The organism is Vibrio aerogenes, from assembly GCF_024346755.1.
Lineage (GTDB): Bacteria > Pseudomonadota > Gammaproteobacteria > Enterobacterales > Vibrionaceae > Vibrio > Vibrio aerogenes.
In genome coordinates this window covers 3,710,087-3,729,031 of record NZ_AP024861.1, presented here as the reverse complement: position 1 = coordinate 3,729,031, position 18,945 = coordinate 3,710,087, and the positions used below count along the sequence as shown (strand labels likewise).

Below are 18,945 nucleotides of genomic sequence, written 5' to 3'. Positions count from 1 at the left end.
GCATTGACCGTAACCGGACGCTTTGGGTTGATATTCAGAGCGGTATGCCGGATTTAGCCGCATTAATGATATAAAAATCATAGATTTCATATAAATGCATATTTAGTTAGAAGCGACTCACAGCACCGGAATCTGCCTTGGTTAAAAATAGCAGGATAATCAGATAAAACAGAAGCTTATACTCAAATCGTCTGAATTTTCAGAAGGCTGGGTATCGATGACACAGGAGTGATTTATGTTAATGGCTGTTTCAGGATTCTTGATGCTGGCAACAATCATGTATTTTCTGTTCAGGGGACGAACAATTCCGGTGGTGGTTTTTATTACCGTTCCTGTATTGGCCGCTTTTCTGGCCGGTTTTTCCGTTGAGGAGGTCGTTTCCTTCATTCAGTTTGGCATTAAGAAAACCAGTAAAATGGCGGTGTTGTTTATCTTCTCGGTGACCTTTTTCGGCATTATGTCCGATGCCGGAATGTTTGACGGGCTGGTGAATAAACTGGTTTCAAAGGCCGGAACGAATGTGGTGGCTGTGGCTGTGGCGACCGCGATTATCGGCATCTTTTCCCATCTGGACGGGGCAACTGTGACGACGGTTTTAGTCACAGTTCCGGCGATGCTGCCAGTGTATCAGAAGCTGAACATCCGGCCACATTTGCTGCTGTTGATTGTTGGCTGTGGGATGGGCGTGATGAATTTGCTGCCCTGGGGCGGGCCGGTTGCGCGGGCTGCTGTGGTGCTCGGCACTGATCCCACCACGTTGTGGCGTCATATGATTCCGCTGCAAATTATGGGTATTTTCGCTACATTGGGGCTGGCAGTGGTGATGGCGATCCATGAGAAGAAATATCACAACGCAGGACGGATTGATCTGGTCGTCAATGAAGCCAGTGGTGAGCTGGAAGCCAAAGCCGAAAATGAAGAAGCACTGAAGCTGAAGCGTTATGACCGGACCTGGGTCAATCTCGGGATGACGGTGATATTGCTGGGTGTACTGCTGGCGGATATTTTTCCGACCTATTTTACTTTCATGATTGGTGTATGTGCCGCGTTGCTGGTGAATTATCCGGATGTGCAAGAACAGAAACGCCGGATGAAAGCGCATGCACCTGCTGCGCTTGATGTCGCTTCTGTGATGCTTGCTGCCGGGATTATGGTAGGGATTTTAGGCAAAAGCGGCATGCTGGAAGCGATGACGGTGCCTTTGCTGGAAGTGATTCCCGGTCCAATCGCCCATTTTCTGCATATTATCATGGGCATTATTGCGCTGCCGCTGGGGACGATGCTGGGCACTGATTCTTATTTTTACGGCTTGTTGCCACTGGCAATCAAAGTGGGTGAAAACTACGGTATTACCGGCCTGACAATGGCGATTGCCATGACGGTGGGGAAAAACCTGTCGCTGCTGATCAGCCCGTTAGTTCCTGCGACTTATCTCGGTATCGGGCTGACCAACATTGAACTGAAAGATCATATCCGCTACAGCTTTTTTGGTCTTTGGGCCGTCGGGCTGATCATGTTTGCTTTTGCGTGGGTGATTGGGATGTTTTGATGATGCTGTTTTAATGGGACAGGCGCAGAATCAGCCTCCTGGCTTGAATCGGTTCCACAGATTTGAAGTCAGTGCCGGTTAGTCACTGATAAAGTGAAAGAAGGATAAAAAGCTCCCGATGAAGGAGCTTTTTATGGCGTGATGGTGTTTTGTGTGTCCGGACAGATTACTCGATATTCTGGATCTGCTCGCGCATCTGTTCGATTAACACCTTCAGCTCGACGCCGGAGGCGGTGATATCTGTGCTGATGGATTTGGAAGCCAGCGTGTTGGATTCGCGGTTAAACTCCTGCATCATGAAGTCCAGACGACGACCACAGGCACCGCCTTTTTTCAGGATATTTTTGGTTTCTTTGACGTGAGAATCCAGACGGTCTAACTCTTCAGCAACGTCAGATTTTTGCGCCATCAGGATCAGTTCCTGCTCAATCCGGGTCGGTTCCAGCTCAACTTTGGCTTCTTCAAACTTGGTGTGCAGGCGCTCACGTTGCCATTCAAGAATTTCCGGCATGCGGGCCCGGACTTTACTGACCTCTGCGGTAATGGTATCCAGACGCTGTTCGATCAGCGCTTTCATGTTTTCACCTTCGCGGGCGCGTGTTTCGATAAATTCATCCAGCGCAACATCTAACTCTTCCAGCAACGTTTTGTTGATCTGGTCCATGTCTTGTTCCGGTGTTTCCATCACGCCTGGCCATTGCATCACCTGAAAAGGATTGACCCGGCTGAGCTCACCGGTCATATGCATGATTTGATTGGCTGCTTCAATGACTTGCTGCGCCAGCGTTTCATTGATGATAAGTTCATTGGTGGCGGCTGCGCTGGCGTCAAAGCGCAGGTGGCATTCAACTTTTCCGCGGGCCAGTTTTTTACGGAAGCGCTCACGAAGAACAGGCTCCAGACCGCGAAACTGTTCAGGCATACGAAAATAAGTTTCGAGATAACGCTGATTGACAGAACGGATTTCCCATACGGCGGTTCCCCAGTCTGCTTTAATTTCTTTGCGTGCATACGCGGTCATACTGTAAATCATCAATTTGTCCTTAAGTCTTGAGGATGGAACATGTTATCACAAATCCTTTCATTGTACTTGGTCTGCCCGCTAGGAAGCCGCGGGTATTTCCGTTATAATCGGCGGCCAATTATTGAACTCATCCACCAAAGGTAGAAGATCTATGCGCCCGGACAATCGTGCCGCTGATCAGGTTCGCCCGATCAAAATTACCCGTCATTATACAGCATATGCCGAAGGTTCTGTGCTCGTCGAATTTGGCAATACGAAAGTGTTATGTAATGCCACTGTGGAAGAAAATGTACCGCGCTGGCTGAAAGGTCAGGGGAAAGGCTGGGTGACGGCTGAATACGGTATGTTGCCTCGCGCAACGCATTCCCGGACGCGCAGGGAAGCGGCAAGCGGCAAGCAGGGGGGACGGACGATGGAAATTCAGCGCTTGATTGCCCGTAGCCTGAGAGCAGTGGTTGATCTGGAAGCGATGGGTGAGATGATGATCACGGTTGATTGTGATGTGATTCAGGCGGATGGTGGTACCCGAACTGCATCAATCACCGGTGCCAGTGTGGCGATGGCTGATGCGTTTCAGGCCATCGTTGAGAAAGGTAAGCTGAAGGCCAGCCCGATGAAAGGTCATGTGGCGGCGGTTTCTGTCGGTATTCTTGGTGAAAATGTTCTGTGTGATCTGGAATATGTGGAAGACTCTGCTGCAGATACAGACATGAACGTTGTGATGACGGAAGAAGGGAAAATGATTGAAGTTCAGGGAACGGCGGAAGGCGAACCGTTTTCTCATGAGCAGCTTCTGGATCTGTTAGCGGTCGCTCAGAAAGGGATTCAGGAGATTGTCACCGCACAGAAAGCGGCGTTGACCGATTGATAAGATTTTCAGATAGCTCCTGATTCAGGGGCTATTTTTTTATACAGATTTGAGAAGATAAACAAACACAGAAGAGAGAAAAGTTGATGAAAGCATACCAGCGTGAATTTATTGAGTTTGCCTTGGAAAGAGATGTTCTGAAATTTGGTGAGTTTACCCTGAAGTCAGGACGCAAAAGCCCTTATTTTTTCAATGCAGGTTTGTTTAATACCGGCCGGGATTTAGCCCGTCTGGGACGCTTCTATGCCTCTGCGCTGGTTGATGCCGGCATTGATTATGATGTCTTGTTTGGTCCGGCTTATAAAGGGATTCCGATTGCAACGACAACCGCGGTTGCACTGGCGGATCACCATGATATTGATACACCTTATTGCTTTAACCGCAAAGAAGCGAAAGATCATGGTGAAGGCGGCAATCTGGTCGGTAGCGCACTGGAAGGCCGGATTATGCTGGTCGATGATGTCATTACGGCCGGAACCGCAATTCGTGAGTCGATGGAAATTATTCAGACCAATGGCGCACAGCTGGCTGGTGTTCTGGTCGCGATTGATCGTCAGGAAAAAGGTAAAGGCGAGCTGTCTGCGATTCAGGAAGTAGAGCGCGATTTTGGCTGCTCTGTGGTCTCAATTGTCAGCTTGTCTGATTTAATCACTTACCTGGAAGAGAAATGTGACAGTGAAGACAATCTGTTGGCTGTGAAAGCTTATCGTGAACAGTATGGTATCTGATCATCTTTAATAAAAAATCATCTGTCATCAAAAAGGTAAGGGAAAATTGCCCTTACCTTGATAATGCGCGTCTTCGTTTATGGCTCTGTTACTGGTATATTTTCTTACCATCCCGCTGCGTTTGCAGCAAAGGTAAGTTCCACATGTACTGCTCCGGATGTGCCGTCACCAAATCTTCAATCGCCTGATTCATCGCTCTGGCATCCAGTTCCTCATCCCCGGTCGGAAAATTCTCCAGAGCCGGCAGAATATACACTTCATAGCGTGAAGTTTGATCGTTATAAGCCGGGAGCACCGGGATGACCTTCGCTCTGGACAGACGAGCCATCTTCCCAAATCCTTTCAGCGTTGCTTTTTCAGTGCCGAAAAACGGGACAAAAACTGAGTTGGCCGGGCCATGGTCTTCATCGGGAAGCCAGTAGCCCAGATAACCGTCTTTTATTGATCGGACAAACGGCTTAACCCCGGCACTTCGGGCAAATATCCGCCCGCCATACTGCATTCTCTGGACGTGCATCAGCCAGTCGCCTATCGGGTTTTTCTGGGGCTTCATGATGGTGGTCACTTTGTAACCTCTGGCTGCGAGCATCACTGCCGGATAATCGACTGCCCATGCATGTGGTGCGAGAATAATGACTTTTTCTCCCTGATCCAGCAGCGGAATCAGATTCTCTTCCCCGATAATCACTCCCCGGTTTTGATTATGCCGGGTGGAGCGAACCAGAAATTCGGAATAACCCAGCATGTATTGTGAAGCTGTCGCGAAGGCTTTCTGCAGAATGATTTCCCGCGCTTCATCCGTTTTTTCCGGGAAGCAGTATGCCAGATTGGTGCGGGCACGCCGGACAACCCTGCCATTTCTGTTGACGATCAGTACCGAAATCTTTCGGGCTAATGTATCCCGCCAACGCGGTGGAATAAAGGCGAAGACAGCTGCAACAGCAACCCCCAGCCACATTCCCCAATGTCTGGGGTGCAGAAAAGACCAGCGGAAAACCGGGTTATACAGTGCTGCCGTCACACTGTTTTTTTCTGATTTGGGTTGATTGTCCGGCGGAGAGGTGGTCGAACTCATATCAAGCTGGCCTTGTGTAACTTTAAAGATATCTTTGATGATTCAGCGATGAATCAGGGTTGGATTTAAATCGTTTGTGTATCCACATCCACTGTTCCGGCGCTCTCATGATAATGGCTTCCATATACTTGTTCATGTATGCAGCAGCAGCGACTTCATCTTTCTGAGGATAGTTTTCCTCAATGGACTGATCGGCGATGATTTCATATTTTCCGGCGTCATTCCGGAACCCTGAACCCGGCACAATCGCACAACGGCTGGTATAAGCCAGAATACTGGTGCCTGTTGTGGTACAGGCATTTTCTACTGCGAAAAAGGGAACGAACACCGACTTATTATGGCCGTAATCCTGATCCGGAAGATAGAACAATCTGTGCCCCTGACGCAAGATCCGGATCATCCGCTTCAGATCTCTGCGGTAGATCAGTTTGTTACCGTTCCGGGTTCTTCCCCTGTACTGAATGAATTCATAGGCCGGATTTTTATGTGGCCGGTAAACACCATAACCGCTCAGACCGATCACCGCACATGCCCGGGCGGTAATTTCAAGATTCAAAGCATGAACACAGCATAGCAGGACGCCTTTGCCATTTTCTCCATGTTTGCGCACGACTTGTGTGTCTTTGTCGATCAAAATACGTTTCAGCCGCCAGGTGGGCCAAAACCATGCAATACCGGTTTCCATCAGAGCGGCACCAGTATTTTTCAGATTTTCATCAACCAGCTGTCTGACTTCTTCCGGGGATTTTTCCGGAAAAGCCAGTTCAAAATTCCGGGTCGCGATATGGACTCTTTTTTTAGCAAATCTTTTTGAAAAAGCGCCAAGCTGCCGGCCTGCTTTCAGAATCAGCGGGTACGGCAGTATATTGACCAGCAAAGCCAGCAGGCCAAACATAAGCCAAACTCCCCAGTGTTTCGGATGCAGCAGGCTGAGTGTAAATTCAGGTTTGCTAACGATGTATTTGCTCATAAAAATCTTGGATTGTGACGATGAACCAAAGCTACTGTATCTGCTCACTGAGCAGCGCCCAGTATGCGTCGAAGTTTTCCGTCGGGTGGTATTTAAAATCTGACCGGACAAAACGATTCAGGCTGCCTTCAACCTGCCCCAGTAACTGGGCGGCTAAAACATTTTCTTCTATGGGAAATGTTTTTCCTTCGCGGATTTTACGCTCTCTGAGGATTTGGCGTAAAGAAGTTTCAATACGTTCATAAAGTTGATTGATGCGATCACGCAAACGCTCATTTTCAAACATCAGGGCATGGCCTGATAAAATGCGGCTGAGTCCGGGGTTCTTTTCAGAGAAAGTCAGGATGAGTTGCATGACGGTACGAACCCGGTTCAATGTGTCTTTTTCTTCGTCCAGAATCAGATTAATCCGTGACATCAGCGTTTCTTCAATAAACTCAATCAAACCTTCAAACATCCGGGCTTTACTGGGGAAATGCCGATAGAGTGCAGCTTCAGAAACGCCGACTTGTTTCGCTAGTTTTGCAGTGGTAATCCGGGAGGTGCCATCATGGGATTCAAGCATTTGGGCCAGAGCCTGAAGAATTTCTTCACGTCGGTTACTTCTTTTTGTTCCGGTCATTCCTCTATCCTTTGAATAACTGTCTCTTCATTCCTGTGCTGGCCGAAAAAAGCATCACAGGTCATTCAGGGGACATAGATATCTACATTACACAAAGATGTTTCTCATGGAAACGATAAACAATATATTAAACGATCTTTGCACTGATGAGTGAGATTAACTCATGAGCCAGCTGTGATTTTGATGTTCTTGGGAGCAGTTTCTCGCCAGAAGGCCAGAAAACATGTAATGCGTTTTGATCGCTGTTAAATCCCTGATTGCTGAGAGAGACATCATTCGCACAAATCATATCCAGATTTTTGTCAGCCAGTTTATTGCGGGCATAGGTAGCAACATCCTGAGTTTCTGCGGCAAACCCAACCGTGAATGGCCTGTTTTCACTCAGTGATGCAACCGACGCGATAATATCCGGATTTTTCACCATTCTGATGGTAAGGGCGTCATTTTCAGTCGTTTTCTTTATTTTTTGTGCGGCAACATGTTCCGGGCGATAATCAGCAACGGCGGCACAACCAATAAAAATATCGTGCGATGAGGCTGAATTAATGACGGCCTGATACATCTGTTCGGCACTATCGACATTGATTCGGGTGACACCTGACGGTGTTGTCTGGTTGACTGGTCCGGCAACTAAGGTGACGTCTGCACCCGAGTGGGCCGCAGCGGCTGCCAGTGCAAATCCCATTTTACCGGAACTGTGATTCGTTAAATATCTGACCGGGTCTATGGCTTCACGGGTTGGTCCGGCAGTGATCAGAACACGTTTTCCGGTCAGTTTTCCATGGCTGAAAAAATCCCCGCATTTAGCCACAAGTTCCATGGGTTCCAGCATTCTTCCCGGTCCTGTATCGCCACAGGCCTGTTCTCCGGCAGCCGGCCCCCAAATGGTATAACCGCGGGTTTCCAGAACCGCCAGATTTTCCTGAGTCGCAACATTTTTATACATTTGCTGATTCATTGCCGGTGCCAGTGCAACGGGTGAATCAGTGGCAAGGACCAGAGTGCTCAGCAGGTCATTTCCCATACCAGCCGTGACCCGGGCGATTAAATCCGCAGTCGCTGGTGCCAGCAAAACCAGATCAGCCCATTTAGCCAGTTCGATGTGCCCCATAGATGCTTCTGCAGCAGGATCGAATAAGCTGGTTGCGACGGGTTTTCCGGAAACAGCCTGCATTGTCAAAGGTGTGATAAATTCCTGAGCAGCTTCTGTCATGACAACTCTGACCTGAGCGCCGTGTTCGATCAGACGGCGGGTTAATTCAGCACATTTGTAGGCTGCAATGCCGCCGCTCATACCAAGCAGGATATTTTTTCCTGACAATGTTTGCATGTTAAATACCTCAAAAAAATCTGCACGTTATGCTAGCACAACTCCCTGTAGATGTCAGAGCTGTGTCAAATAACAGAGCCGGATAGAGTTTTTACTCAATTGCCCGTCTGTAAACTTCCATTTCATTCACAGATATTTATTACATTTTATGCAACATAGAGTCTAATAAAATAATGAAAATAAAGAAGGATACCTATGTTTAGTTCTCTCCGATGCCGGACCAAACTCTTATTGCTGACGGTGATACCGTTAGTGGTTATTACTGCGCTGATTACACTTCTTTATTACTGGAATGGAATGCAGACACTGGATCAGGAGCTTAAGCAATACAGGAAAGAGTTAGTTGAAATTCGTAAAAGTGAATTAAAGTCTCATGTCATGATGGGGGTAACAGCGATTAAGTCGCTTTATGAAAGCGATCAGCACGGAGAAAATAAAGCACGCGCAAAGCAGATTCTGAAAGCGATGCGGTTTGATAAAGACGGGTATTTTTTCGGTTATGATTCTCAGGGAATCAATACACTTCATGCAATAAAACCATCCCTGGAAGGAAAGAATCTTTATAACCTGAAAGATAAAAATGGTGTACCGGTGATTGCCGGACTGATTAAATCGTCCAAATCCGGAGATGGGTTCCTGCATTTTTCATGGCATAAGCCTTCGATTAATGCTCAGGCTCCCAAACTGGGTTACGCCGAATATTTATCCAAATGGGACTGGGTGCTGGGAACCGGAATTTATATTGATGATATCGATTCCCAGCTCGCAAAGCATAAAGCCGAACGGGAACGACATATTTATGATCAGACCTGGTCGGTGATGGGGCTATCATTACTTGGGTTGGTACTGACGATCATCATCGTCAGTATTCTTGTTTCCAAGGGTGTCCGGCCGTTACAGCATGCGGTTCTTTCTTTACAGGATGTCGCAGCTGGTGGCGGAGATTTAACGGCGAGACTGAAAGTTGAGAGCAGGGATGAAGTCGGTCAGCTGGCTCTGGCTTTTAACCAGTTCATGGATAAGCTTCATCCTTTGATCAACGATATCAGGGAAGCTGAAAAAGAAATTGAAACCGCTTCTTATGACTTGGATCAGCAGACATCCCGTTCGAATCATCAGATGCATAGTCATTGCCGGGAAACTGAGAAAGTGGTGACTGCGGTAACAGAGATGAGTGCAACGGCCCGTGAGGTCGCCAATAATACCAATTCCACTGCGCATGCCATTGAATCTGCCAATACGCAAATTGCTGATGCACAGACGGAAGTGAACCAGGCGATTGAAGGGATTGGCATTTTGGTGAAAGAAGTGAATGATACGTCAGACGCAATTCTTGATTTGAGTAACCAGACCGGACAAATTACCAAGGTTTTGGACGTGATTGGTGAAATTGCAGAGCAGACCAATCTTTTGGCATTGAACGCAGCAATCGAAGCGGCGCGGGCAGGCGAACAGGGACGCGGTTTTGCTGTTGTGGCTGATGAAGTCCGCCTGCTGGCCAGCCGGACTCAGCAGAGCACGCAGGAAATTGGCGATATGCTGAATTCGCTGCATCAGGGGGTCAACCGTGCTGTTGACAGCATGGCTGTCAGCCGGGAGCAGGGCGAAAAAACTGAGGCTGATTCTGCCCAGATTCAGCAAAGTCTGAGCGGGATTACGGAAGCGATTGGCACGATTCACGATATGGGGATTCAGACTGCATCTGCAGCAGAGCAACAAAGCGCCGTAGCAGAAGATATCAACCGGAATCTGGTGACGATTCAGCAAATCGTCAATGAACTGAGTGATAACCTGGAACATTCAAAGTCGATTAGTTCCCGCCTGAATTTGTCGGGCCAGAAAATGGGGGACCTGGTCGGACATTTCAGAACTTAACCAACATCGTTGTTACATCAGAGGCTGAAGTGTACTGAAGATGGCTCTGAGCAGGATTGCATTCCGGGCCATCTTTCGGTTTTTATGGCTTATTTTAGCGGCTACCAGAGTGCTGGAAGGCCGGTAAGGAGCCATTCGTGAGTTTCAAATATCTACCCAATGAATCAAAGCCGCGGGAAAAATTACTGACCCGAGGCCCTCAGGCATTAACCGATGCTGAATTACTGGCTATTTTTCTTCGCACAGGAACCCGCGATACTGATGTGTTGACGCTGTCGGATGCATTGCTGTCTGATTTCGGTTCACTCAGGGCGTTGTTGTCAGCGACAAAGAATGAATTTTGTCGCCGTAAAGGCCTGGGTGAAGTGAAATATATTCAGCTGCAGGCAGTTCTGGAAATGATGCAGCGTTACTTATCTGAAACATTACAACGTGGAGATGCACTGACAAGCCCGCAAATGACGAAATTGTATTTGTCTGGTTTACTCAGAGACAGAAGCCGGGAAGGGTTTTATGTGCTGTTTCTGGATAATCAGCACCGGGTGATTAATGAAGCGCTGTTATTTGAAGGAACCATTAATACGGCCAGTGTTTATCCACGGGAGATTGTAAGCCGGGCTTTGCAACATAATGCGGCTGCGCTGATTCTGGCCCACAACCATCCTTCAGGTGTTGCGGAGCCCAGTCAATCCGACCGCCATATTACGCGACGAATTATCGATGCGTTGAATCTGGTAGACATTCGGGTACTGGATCATTTTGTTGTCGGAGACGGAGAAGTCGTTTCTTTTGCGGAGCGTGGTTGGATATGATGAGTTTTTTGTTGTGAGATGAGTAATTTCTGCTATCATTCCGCCACTAAATTATTCAACCTTATCAGCTCGGCGATTAAAAAAGATCAGAAGATCTGTAAAAAGGATCTGTTCGGGTCTTGAGCAATGCTCGTCAAGTTAGTATAATGCGCGACCTTTGATAGCCTTGTATGGATTTTCCATAGCGGTTTTAAACCTCAAGTCTCATTTTCATTGAAGAAGAGAGGTTCGGCCAGCAAGGTTGACATCGAGCTGAAACGATTTGGAGAAGACATTCATGTCCCGAGTATGCCAAGTAACTGGTAAGCGTCCTGTAACGGGTAACAACCGTTCACACGCACGAAATGCTACTAAGCGCCGTTTTCTGCCGAACCTACAAACTCATCGTTTCTGGGTAGAGAGCGAAAAACGTTTTGTTAAATTACGCCTGACTCCTAAGGGTATGCGTATTATCGATAAGAAAGGTATTGATGCCGTTCTTTCTGATATCCGTGCACGTGGCGAAAGCGTTTAAGAGGAATTAGACAATGGCTAAAGGCATTCGTGAAAAAATTCGTCTGGTATCTTCTGCAGGTACTGGTCATTTTTACACTACAGATAAAAACAAGCGTAACATGCCTGGTAAATTTGAGATCAAAAAATATGATCCAGTTGTTCGCCAGCACGTTATCTACAAAGAAGCTAAAATTAAGTAATTAATTTTTATTCTTTGTGACAGAAGTAAAAAACCCGGCTTTATGCTGGGTTTTTTATTGGGTTAGATTTAGTATCAACTGATATTCAGACGCTCAACTCACTTCTTCTCTGGTCTGAATATAGAAAACCATGTGCAATAGTCTGTTTTGATCTCAGGGGGATATGATGAAATACAGAGGACGTCGCTGGAATAATATTCTGATTCTCTTAGTGATTGGATTTATTGTCATCCTGAACCTGCCCACAGCAATCAAGTCTTATCTGATTCCTCCTGAAAATGAAGGATATCCGGTTCTTTTTCATCCCGGATATACAGTGACCACAGTGAACACCGAAAACTGGTCTCTGAGCCGTGAAAATAGTCACTGGGTTTCAAATGTTTCCTTCCCTGTATCTCCGACAGAGTTGATTCAACGCTGGCAGAAGCTGGCAGGAACAGCTGTTGACAGCAAAACTTATCAATCATTAGCATCGAGCCTGCAAAAGCCTGAGACAGTTGAAATCTGGTATGAAGAGCAGGAAGAACCGCAACGGGTGACTTTTTATCGTTTGCCAAAATTCTGGTTACTGAAAAACTGGCAGGATCAGTGGATTGCCGTCAGTGTTGCGTCTGATTATTTATTCCCTCAGTATGAGGAAAAAAACACAGAGAAGTAAATCAAATGCCAGAGTTACCGGAAGTTGAAGTCAGCAGGATGGGAATCAGCCCTCATCTTGTCGGTGAAAAAGTAAAATCAATCGCGGTGAGAACACCGAAGTTACGCTGGGATATCCCGTTTGAACTGAAAAAGATTGAAGGTCAGGTGATCCGGAAAATTAGTCGTCGTGCCAAGTATTTATTGCTGGAAACGGATTGCGGCGTTGTTCTGATTCATCTTGGTATGTCCGGCTCGCTGAGGATACTCGAACAAGCATCTCCTCCTGAAAAACATGATCATGTGGATCTTTTTTTATGCAATGGCAAAGTGTTGCGCTATAACGATCCCCGTCGGTTTGGAGCCTGGCTATGGTGTGAAACCGGACAGGTTCATTCCGTCTTACAGCATCTTGGCCCTGAACCACTTGAAGAAGATTTCTCGCCCGGATATATCGCTGGAAAAGCGGTGGGCAAGCGTGTCGCAGTCAAACAGTTCATCATGGATAATAAGATTGTGGTTGGTGTCGGAAACATCTATGCCAGTGAATCTTTGTTTATGGCGGGGATTATACCCTCCCGGCCATCTTCAACCCTGACGCAGGAAGAGTGGGACAAGTTGGTTGAGGCCATCAAGCGGGTACTGACCCGTTCTATACAGCAGGGTGGAACGACATTGAAGGATTTTTCACAAGCGGACGGAAAGCCGGGGTATTTTGCTCAGGAATTACAGGTGTACGGAAAAGCAGGTGAACCGTGCCCGGTCTGCGGGGGGCTGATACAGGAGCAAAAGATTGGTCAGCGGAATACCTTCTTTTGCTCTGTATGTCAGTCCTGAGCCGTTCTGATGAATGGCCTCTAGACGTTTTTTTTCAGTTTCAGCGCTTTTGCCACGATCGGCGGTACGAATTGCTCAACGTCACCGCCATGAATGGCAACTTCGCGGACAATCGTTGAAGACAGAAAGGCGTACTCTTCTGCCGGGGTCAGGAACACACTTTCCAGATCGGGCATCAAACGCCGGTACATATTGGTCAGGCCGAATTCATACTCAAAGTCGGTTGTTGTTCTTAAACCACGAATGAGCACATTTGCTTTCTCCGTTTTGGCAAATTCAACCATCAGGCCTGAAAACCCTTTGGCAGAAACATTATCCAGATGACGGGTCACGTCCCGGGCAAATTTGACCCTTTCCTCTAATGTAAACATGGTATTTTTACTGGGACTGGCCGCAACTGCGATGATGACTTCATCGAACATTGTTGCAGCCCGGCTGATTATATCAAGGTGTCCGTTGGTCAGCGGATCGAATGTTCCCGGGTAAATGACTCTTGACAGGCGTTGTTTCGTCACCGGATATGGTCTCTTTCTTGTTTTACAGGCATTTAATCTTAATACCAATATTTATAATTATCTATACCCATATATGGGTGTAATGCTCCTTACCAGATAAGCAGGATGGGTATATTTCAAAAAGATTCACAACTGCGGGTTGAAGCCGGTATGATAAAGCCGCTGTCAAAACTCCGAAGATTACTTTATGAAAAAGATACTTGTCATTCGTAATGACAAAATTGGTGACTTTATGCTGGCATGGCCTGCTTTTGCTATGTTGAAGTCTTCTTTGCCAGACTGTCATATATCCGCTCTTGTTCCTGAATATACGGCTGCTTTAGCACATCTGTGCCCGTGGATTGATCATGTACTGATTGATCCGGGAAAACGTGCTGATAAACGTGAAAAGCAAGCGCTCATCTCTCAAATCAAACAGCATCAGTTCGATGCATCGGTTAATCTGTTTTCAACCACATATAATGCATTGCTGGTCTGGAAAGCGGGTATTCCCTACCGGTTAGCGCCAGCCACTAAAGTTGCTCAGGTTTTTTATAATCACCGGATAAAGCAGAAACGTTCTCTTTCCCTGAAGCCTGAATATGAGTACAACCTTGATTTGATCCGGGCATTTTTAGCCGATATCGGCGCGGCTGTGGTTGAGCCAACCACACCGTATCTGAGATTTAATCCGGTCGATGTGGCGAAGCAACGGATCCAGTTTGCGGGTGAGTCCGGTTTGAGCCTGACGAAGCGCTGGTTGTTTGTTCATGCCGGAAGCGGTGGCTCAGCCAATAATTTATCGTTACAGCAGTATGCGCATATTATTCGTGGTATGACGACGGATAAGGAAGTGGTTTTAACGGCTGGACCCGGTGAAGAAGAAAAAGCCCGAGAATTGAAATCGTTATTAGCTGAATCGGGTGTCAATGCATTTGTATACGACAAAAATGATGGTTTAGTGGATTTTTCCCGTTCTATTGCATGTGCTGATGTGTTTATGGCGGGATCAACCGGTCCGCTGCATATTGCCGCTGCTCTTGATGTACCGACCGTGGGGTTCTTTCCTGCGAAACGTTCCGCAACACCGCTTCGCTGGCGTCCTCTGAACAGCGACGGGCGGCATATTGCGTTTGCCCCGCCACCGGCTGATGAGAAGTCTCAGCAGGAAGATATGAGCCGGATTGACCCGGATGAGGTCCTGGAAACGCTTAATCCCTGGATTGCGTCGTACTTGTCCTGATCCATAAGTCGGCATATTTGACAAAGGTTGAGTGTGCCGATAATGCTGACAGCAAGAAACCCTGTTTACCATCTAAGAACCCGGCTTTAAAAATATACATTTTTGTGAAGCAGCTGAAGGCGTGGAGGAGTCCCTGCGACAGGCTGCTTTTCTTTCCGCGCTGCTCACGCTGCTCAGCCCAGGCCTGTGCATATCCTGCAGACTTCACCAGATAATGGTTCAGGTCGTTATAGGTGTAGTGAATGGCATCACCTTGTAGTGGTTCGACCTGAACGCCCGGAGTGATTTCAACTTTTTCATGAACCAGCGCATCATTATATTGGGTAAGCTGAGTTGGATATAAACGAATCACCCGATCCGGATACCAGCCACAGTGACGAATATAGCGGCCGAAAACCCAGCTGAGCCGGCAAATACTGTAGGCTATATCTGGTTTATTCTGACAAACAGCCTGCTCAATGCTTTGTTTTAACGCCGGTGTGACCCGTTCATCGGCATCAAGCCACAGGATAAAGTCTGATTCCACATAACTTTGAGCCAGTTGTCTTTGTGGGCCGAACCCTGGCCAGTTTTTATTCACATAAAACTTGTTTGTATAGCGGCGGGCAATTTCTTCAGTGTTATCAGAGCTTCCTGAATCCAGAATGACAATTTCATCGACCCAACCTTCAACCGTCTTTAAACAGGCATCAAGGTTTTTAGCTTCATTTTTTACAATTAATGCGACTGCCAGACTTGGTTTATGCTCTGTCATACTCGGTTTTCTCTGATAGGTTTGAGGTCACTTGGGTATATTCATGAGTTAACTATAGATAAACTCAAAAAAATAAGGCTAAATTATGCAGATAGTCGGTATAAATGTAAAATAACTATACCCATTCAGCCAGAATCAAACTGTATCGTTCTGGCTGGGTATAGAGTAACCAGTGTCTTTCATCTTATTTACGGAAAGTAAAATATCATGACCGAATCTCGCCAGGGGAAGCCCGGATCTACCGGGGTAAAGCGTGTGATTAAAGCGACAGTTTATTCAATTCAGGGATTGCGGGCAGCTTTTAAATATGAAGCAGCCATCCGTCAGGAATGTATATTGCTTATGATTGCCATGGTGTTGGTTTTTTGGCTTGATCTGGCCATGCTTGAACGGATTGCAATGCTGGGAACTGTGGTACTGGTGATTATTGTTGAGTTGCTAAACTCAGCGATTGAAGCTGTTGTTGATCGCGTTGGACCTGAACGTCATGAATTGAGTGGCAGGGCGAAGGATATTGGCTCTGCCGCCGTGTTTGTTGCATTAAGCTTTGCCGGTTTTACCTGGCTGTATATTCTCATTCATCACTATTGGTAATTGTATCTTGATAAAAAAACTTCAGTCACAACATGAATTGATCATCTATGACAGTGAACTGTTGGCAAATGCTTGTGCAGATGTCTTTGTTCCGGAATACTGGCAGGCACAGCAGCAAGTGATTGGTAGTGCGCAGGGTCGGGGAACGACCTGGTTCATTCAGTTAGATAATATTCAGGCTGCGTTGCGTCATTACCGCCGCGGCGGGTTATTTGGAAAGCTGGTGAAAGATCACTATTGGTTCTCGGGCTGGGAAAAAAGCCGCAGTGTTGCAGAGTTTCATCTGCTGCATCACTTGAAGGATGCAGGTGTCAATGTGCCTCGTCCGATCGCTGCCCGTGTGACAAAAAAAAGAGTTTGTTATCAGGCCGATTTACTCAGTGAACGGGTTGAAAATGCGCAGGATTTAGTGGCGATTTTAAAGCAGCGGCCATTAGAAAGTGAACTGTACCAGAAGATTGGCCGGGAGATTGCGAAAATGCATGCTGCCGGGGTGAATCATACCGATTTGAATATTCATAATATCCTGATTGATGGGCAGAAGCGTGTCTGGATTATCGATTTTGATAAGTGTTTTGTGGATACAGGAAAAGGTTGGCAGCAAGAGAACCTTTCCCGGCTGAAGCGATCGTTTGAGAAGGAGCTTGCCAAGTGCAATATACACTGGCAAAGCTATAGTTTTGGTCTGTTATCATCTGGTTATGAACAGGTTTGAAAGTCCTTAGACTGAAGATATAAGAATCTCATGTATTTCGCGCGACGTTCATCAAAAATAAATTTTAATTCTTCTGCTGTTGGTGTTACCGGGATTTTGTATTCATTGACCCTGTTTGGATAATCTATGACGAGCTTGATATGATGTGTAGGTTTGAAGCGGGAAATCAATTTCTCGGTTATACCAGGTATGATGCAGTCATGGGACTCAATAATTAAATCGGCATACTTTAAATTTGGAACTTGTTCCGGCATCAGTAATTCATTTTCTGCTCCTTCAATATCACAGAAAACTAAAGTTTGTTGGTTTGTGTACCGGTTGAGTTCTTCGTGAGAACAAAGACCGTGAATACTGATATTTTTGAGCTGGTTCATTTCTGCCAGTTGTTTCACCATAGTATGGGCCGTTGGGCTGACATCATATGCCCGGATTTCAACATCGGGTAACGAATAAGCAAATCCGCATGCGTAGTAACCTTCAGCACACCCAATATCTAAAATCAGCTGGTACTTCTTCTGGTCAATTAATGTATCAATCCATGCTTGAATCGGTTCTTCATACGATCCAATCAGCTTTGGCAGTAAAGCGCTACCGTATGAATCCGGGATGTATTTCATCCCTTGAAAAGGGCCGTTCAACACGGTGAAATTGTCATGAAAAACATCCTTCATCACCCGTTGTTGCTCTGACTGTCTCTCTTGACGACGTTTTTCTTGTTTTCGGTGTTTTAATATTTTCAGAGGGTTAATATTCATGAGTATTTGCGTCAAAGTATAAAATTAAATTCATTATATACATTTAATTTCTTATGTATATGGTTGTTTATCTCGTGCGTTATTACTTTAGACATTAATATTTACTATGGATGACTTTGATATGGTGGGTACTTGGTTTAATATCTTTTTATCAGTCACAACTCATTGTTTGTTATGAATCCTATTCTCCCTCTCATCGGCCGAACCGATGCACTCTTCACTCAGGACATCCATAGTCATGAAGCTGAGCTTTCAGACATAGTCTCCCAATCCCGCTTTCTGGTACTTGGCGGTGCCGGGTCCATTGGCCAGGCGGTCACTAAAGAGATTTTTAAACGCAAGCCGCAAAAGCTTCATGTCGTGGACATCAGCGAAAATAATATGGTGGAGCTGGTGCGGGATATCCGCAGTTCCTTTGGCTACATTGATGGGGATTTTCAAACATTCGCCTTGGATATTGGTTCACTTGAGTATGATGCTTTCATCAAATCTGATGGCCAGTATGACTATGTGTTGAATCTGTCTGCACTAAAGCATGTCCGTAGTGAGAAAGATCCGTTTACGTTAATGCGGATGATTGATGTCAATATATTCAATACCGATAAAACAATCCGCCAGTCAATTGATGCCGGGGTAAAAAAATACTTCTGCGTGTCGACAGATAAAGCCGCGAATCCGGTCAATATGATGGGGGCGTCCAAGCGGATTATGGAAATGTTTTTGATGCGTCGCAGTAAAGACATTCAGATCTCAACTGCACGTTTTGCCAATGTTGCTTTCTCGGATGGTTCTCTGCTCCATGGGTTTAATCAGCGAATTCAAAAGCATCAGCCGATCGTCGCACCGAATGATATTCGACGGTATTTCGTGACCCCTCAGGAATCTGGTGAATTGTGTTTAATGTCATGTATCTTTGGTGAAAACCGCGATATTTTCTTCCCTAAGCTCAGTGAATCACTTCATCTAATCAGTTTTGCCGATATCGCAGTGAAGTATCTGAAACAGCGGGGATACACGCCATACTTGTGCCAAAGTGAAGAGGAAGCCCGTCAGTCGGTCACGACACTGCCTGAGAATCAGTGGCCGTGTTTGTTCACTTCAAGTGATACGACGGGAGAAAAGGATTTTGAAGAGTTTTTTACCGAGAAAGAAACCCTTGATATGTCTCGTTTTGACAATCTTGGGGTCATTCAGAATGAACCAGTATACGATCAGGCGCTGCTGAGTTTATTTGAACAGGAAATTACGGAGATGAAGCAGTCAGGGCTATGGTCGAAAGAACAAATTGTTGCTTTATTCTTCAGAATGATTCCTGACTTCGGGCATCAGGAAACGGGCAAATATTTAGATAGTAAAATGTAATCAGGGT

Annotated in this window: 21 protein-coding genes; 13 read left to right on the top strand and 8 right to left on the bottom strand. The window is 46.3% G+C overall.

The genetic code is table 11. From position 1 onward, the window contains the following. The first annotated feature begins 235 nt into the window (after positions 1-235). Positions 236-1,549 (top strand): CitMHS family transporter, encoded by a 1,314-nt coding sequence (locus OCV29_RS16685; RefSeq protein ID WP_073604263.1) that lies wholly within the window; start codon positions 236-238, stop codon positions 1,547-1,549. 166 nt (positions 1,550-1,715) lie between these two features. Here OCV29_RS16685 and OCV29_RS16680 read toward each other — a convergent pair whose 3' ends face one another. Further along, a complete protein-coding gene (locus tag OCV29_RS16680; RefSeq protein ID WP_073604262.1) occupies positions 1,716-2,582 on the bottom strand; it encodes a YicC/YloC family endoribonuclease in 867 nt (288 codons plus the stop codon). A 142-nt stretch (positions 2,583-2,724) separates the two neighbouring features. Between OCV29_RS16680 and rph the strand changes: the two genes are divergently transcribed. Further along, positions 2,725-3,441 carry a ribonuclease PH gene (gene rph, locus OCV29_RS16675; RefSeq protein WP_073604261.1) on the top strand — a complete coding sequence of 239 codons (717 nt, stop codon included), beginning with the start codon at positions 2,725-2,727 and terminating at the stop codon, positions 3,439-3,441. Between the two features lie 86 nt (positions 3,442-3,527). Then, entirely contained in the window at positions 3,528-4,169 is a 642-nt protein-coding gene (gene pyrE, locus OCV29_RS16670; protein ID WP_073604260.1) for an orotate phosphoribosyltransferase, read from the top strand. Between the two features lie 88 nt (positions 4,170-4,257). On the opposite strand, the gene lpxM is transcribed toward pyrE, so the two are convergent. The 4 genes from lpxM to coaBC form a co-directional block, all read right to left on the bottom strand. Next, positions 4,258-5,244, bottom strand: coding sequence for a lauroyl-Kdo(2)-lipid IV(A) myristoyltransferase (lpxM, locus tag OCV29_RS16665; RefSeq protein ID WP_073604259.1), 987 nt, complete (start codon positions 5,242-5,244; stop codon positions 4,258-4,260). Positions 5,245-5,266: 22 nt separating this feature from the next. Then, entirely contained in the window at positions 5,267-6,214 is a 948-nt protein-coding gene (gene lpxL / locus OCV29_RS16660) for an LpxL/LpxP family Kdo(2)-lipid IV(A) lauroyl/palmitoleoyl acyltransferase (protein WP_073604258.1), read from the bottom strand. A 31-nt stretch (positions 6,215-6,245) separates the two neighbouring features. Beyond that, positions 6,246-6,836 (bottom strand): nucleoid occlusion factor SlmA, encoded by a 591-nt coding sequence (slmA, locus tag OCV29_RS16655; protein WP_073604257.1) that lies wholly within the window; start codon positions 6,834-6,836, stop codon positions 6,246-6,248. Positions 6,837-6,963: 127 nt separating this feature from the next. Then, entirely contained in the window at positions 6,964-8,166 is a 1,203-nt protein-coding gene (gene coaBC / locus OCV29_RS16650) for a bifunctional phosphopantothenoylcysteine decarboxylase/phosphopantothenate--cysteine ligase CoaBC (RefSeq protein ID WP_073604256.1), read from the bottom strand. 195 nt (positions 8,167-8,361) lie between these two features. On the opposite strand from coaBC, the gene OCV29_RS16645 reads away from it, so the two are divergent. From OCV29_RS16645 to mutM, 6 genes are all read left to right on the top strand, one after another. Then, positions 8,362-10,041 carry a methyl-accepting chemotaxis protein gene (locus OCV29_RS16645; RefSeq protein ID WP_073604255.1) on the top strand — a complete coding sequence of 560 codons (1,680 nt, stop codon included), beginning with the start codon at positions 8,362-8,364 and terminating at the stop codon, positions 10,039-10,041. Between the two features lie 137 nt (positions 10,042-10,178). After that, positions 10,179-10,853 (top strand): RadC family protein, encoded by a 675-nt coding sequence (radC, locus tag OCV29_RS16640; RefSeq protein ID WP_073604254.1) that lies wholly within the window; start codon positions 10,179-10,181, stop codon positions 10,851-10,853. 277 nt (positions 10,854-11,130) lie between these two features. Beyond that, complete coding sequence (gene rpmB, locus OCV29_RS16635; RefSeq protein ID WP_073604253.1) at positions 11,131-11,367, top strand: 50S ribosomal protein L28; 237 nt, start codon at positions 11,131-11,133, stop codon at positions 11,365-11,367. Between the two features lie 13 nt (positions 11,368-11,380). Further along, positions 11,381-11,548, top strand: coding sequence for a 50S ribosomal protein L33 (gene rpmG, locus OCV29_RS16630; RefSeq protein WP_073584726.1), 168 nt, complete (start codon positions 11,381-11,383; stop codon positions 11,546-11,548). Positions 11,549-11,714: 166 nt separating this feature from the next. Further along, on the top strand, positions 11,715-12,206 hold the full coding sequence (locus tag OCV29_RS16625; protein WP_073604252.1) for a hypothetical protein: 492 nt from the start codon (positions 11,715-11,717) through the stop codon (positions 12,204-12,206). Between the two features lie 5 nt (positions 12,207-12,211). Beyond that, positions 12,212-13,021 (top strand): bifunctional DNA-formamidopyrimidine glycosylase/DNA-(apurinic or apyrimidinic site) lyase, encoded by an 810-nt coding sequence (mutM, locus tag OCV29_RS16620; RefSeq protein ID WP_073604251.1) that lies wholly within the window; start codon positions 12,212-12,214, stop codon positions 13,019-13,021. Between the two features lie 20 nt (positions 13,022-13,041). Here the strand turns inward: mutM and coaD are convergent, their stop codons facing one another. Continuing rightward, positions 13,042-13,536, bottom strand: coding sequence for a pantetheine-phosphate adenylyltransferase (gene coaD / locus OCV29_RS16615; RefSeq protein ID WP_073604250.1), 495 nt, complete (start codon positions 13,534-13,536; stop codon positions 13,042-13,044). Positions 13,537-13,723: 187 nt separating this feature from the next. Between coaD and OCV29_RS16610 the strand changes: the two genes are divergently transcribed. Continuing rightward, on the top strand, positions 13,724-14,758 hold the full coding sequence (locus OCV29_RS16610; protein ID WP_073604249.1) for a glycosyltransferase family 9 protein: 1,035 nt from the start codon (positions 13,724-13,726) through the stop codon (positions 14,756-14,758). Here OCV29_RS16610 and OCV29_RS16605 read toward each other — a convergent pair. Continuing rightward, complete coding sequence (locus OCV29_RS16605) at positions 14,727-15,512, bottom strand: glycosyltransferase family 2 protein (protein ID WP_073604248.1); 786 nt, start codon at positions 15,510-15,512, stop codon at positions 14,727-14,729. The genes OCV29_RS16610 and OCV29_RS16605 overlap by 32 nt on opposite strands. Before the next feature lie 207 nt (positions 15,513-15,719). Here OCV29_RS16605 and OCV29_RS16600 point away from each other — a divergent pair, with 207 nt between their 5' ends. Together OCV29_RS16600 and OCV29_RS16595 are read left to right on the top strand one after the other, a co-directional pair. After that, positions 15,720-16,106: a diacylglycerol kinase gene (locus OCV29_RS16600; RefSeq protein ID WP_073604247.1), complete on the top strand. Its 387-nt coding sequence runs from the start codon at positions 15,720-15,722 to the stop codon at positions 16,104-16,106. Positions 16,107-16,113: 7 nt separating this feature from the next. Beyond that, positions 16,114-16,821 (top strand): 3-deoxy-D-manno-octulosonic acid kinase, encoded by a 708-nt coding sequence (locus tag OCV29_RS16595; protein WP_073604246.1) that lies wholly within the window; start codon positions 16,114-16,116, stop codon positions 16,819-16,821. On the opposite strand, the gene OCV29_RS16590 is transcribed toward OCV29_RS16595, so the two are convergent. Continuing rightward, the gene (locus OCV29_RS16590) at positions 16,806-17,576 is read right to left on the bottom strand and encodes a methyltransferase (protein ID WP_073604245.1); all 771 of its coding nucleotides are present in this window, start codon (positions 17,574-17,576) and stop codon (positions 16,806-16,808) included. The two genes, OCV29_RS16595 and OCV29_RS16590, sit on opposite strands and share 16 nt — an antisense overlap. Positions 17,577-17,750: 174 nt before the next feature. On the opposite strand from OCV29_RS16590, the gene OCV29_RS16585 reads away from it, so the two are divergent. Then, positions 17,751-18,938: a UDP-N-acetylglucosamine 4,6-dehydratase gene (locus OCV29_RS16585; RefSeq protein ID WP_073604244.1), complete on the top strand. Its 1,188-nt coding sequence runs from the start codon at positions 17,751-17,753 to the stop codon at positions 18,936-18,938. The last annotated feature ends 7 nt before the right edge of the window (positions 18,939-18,945 follow it).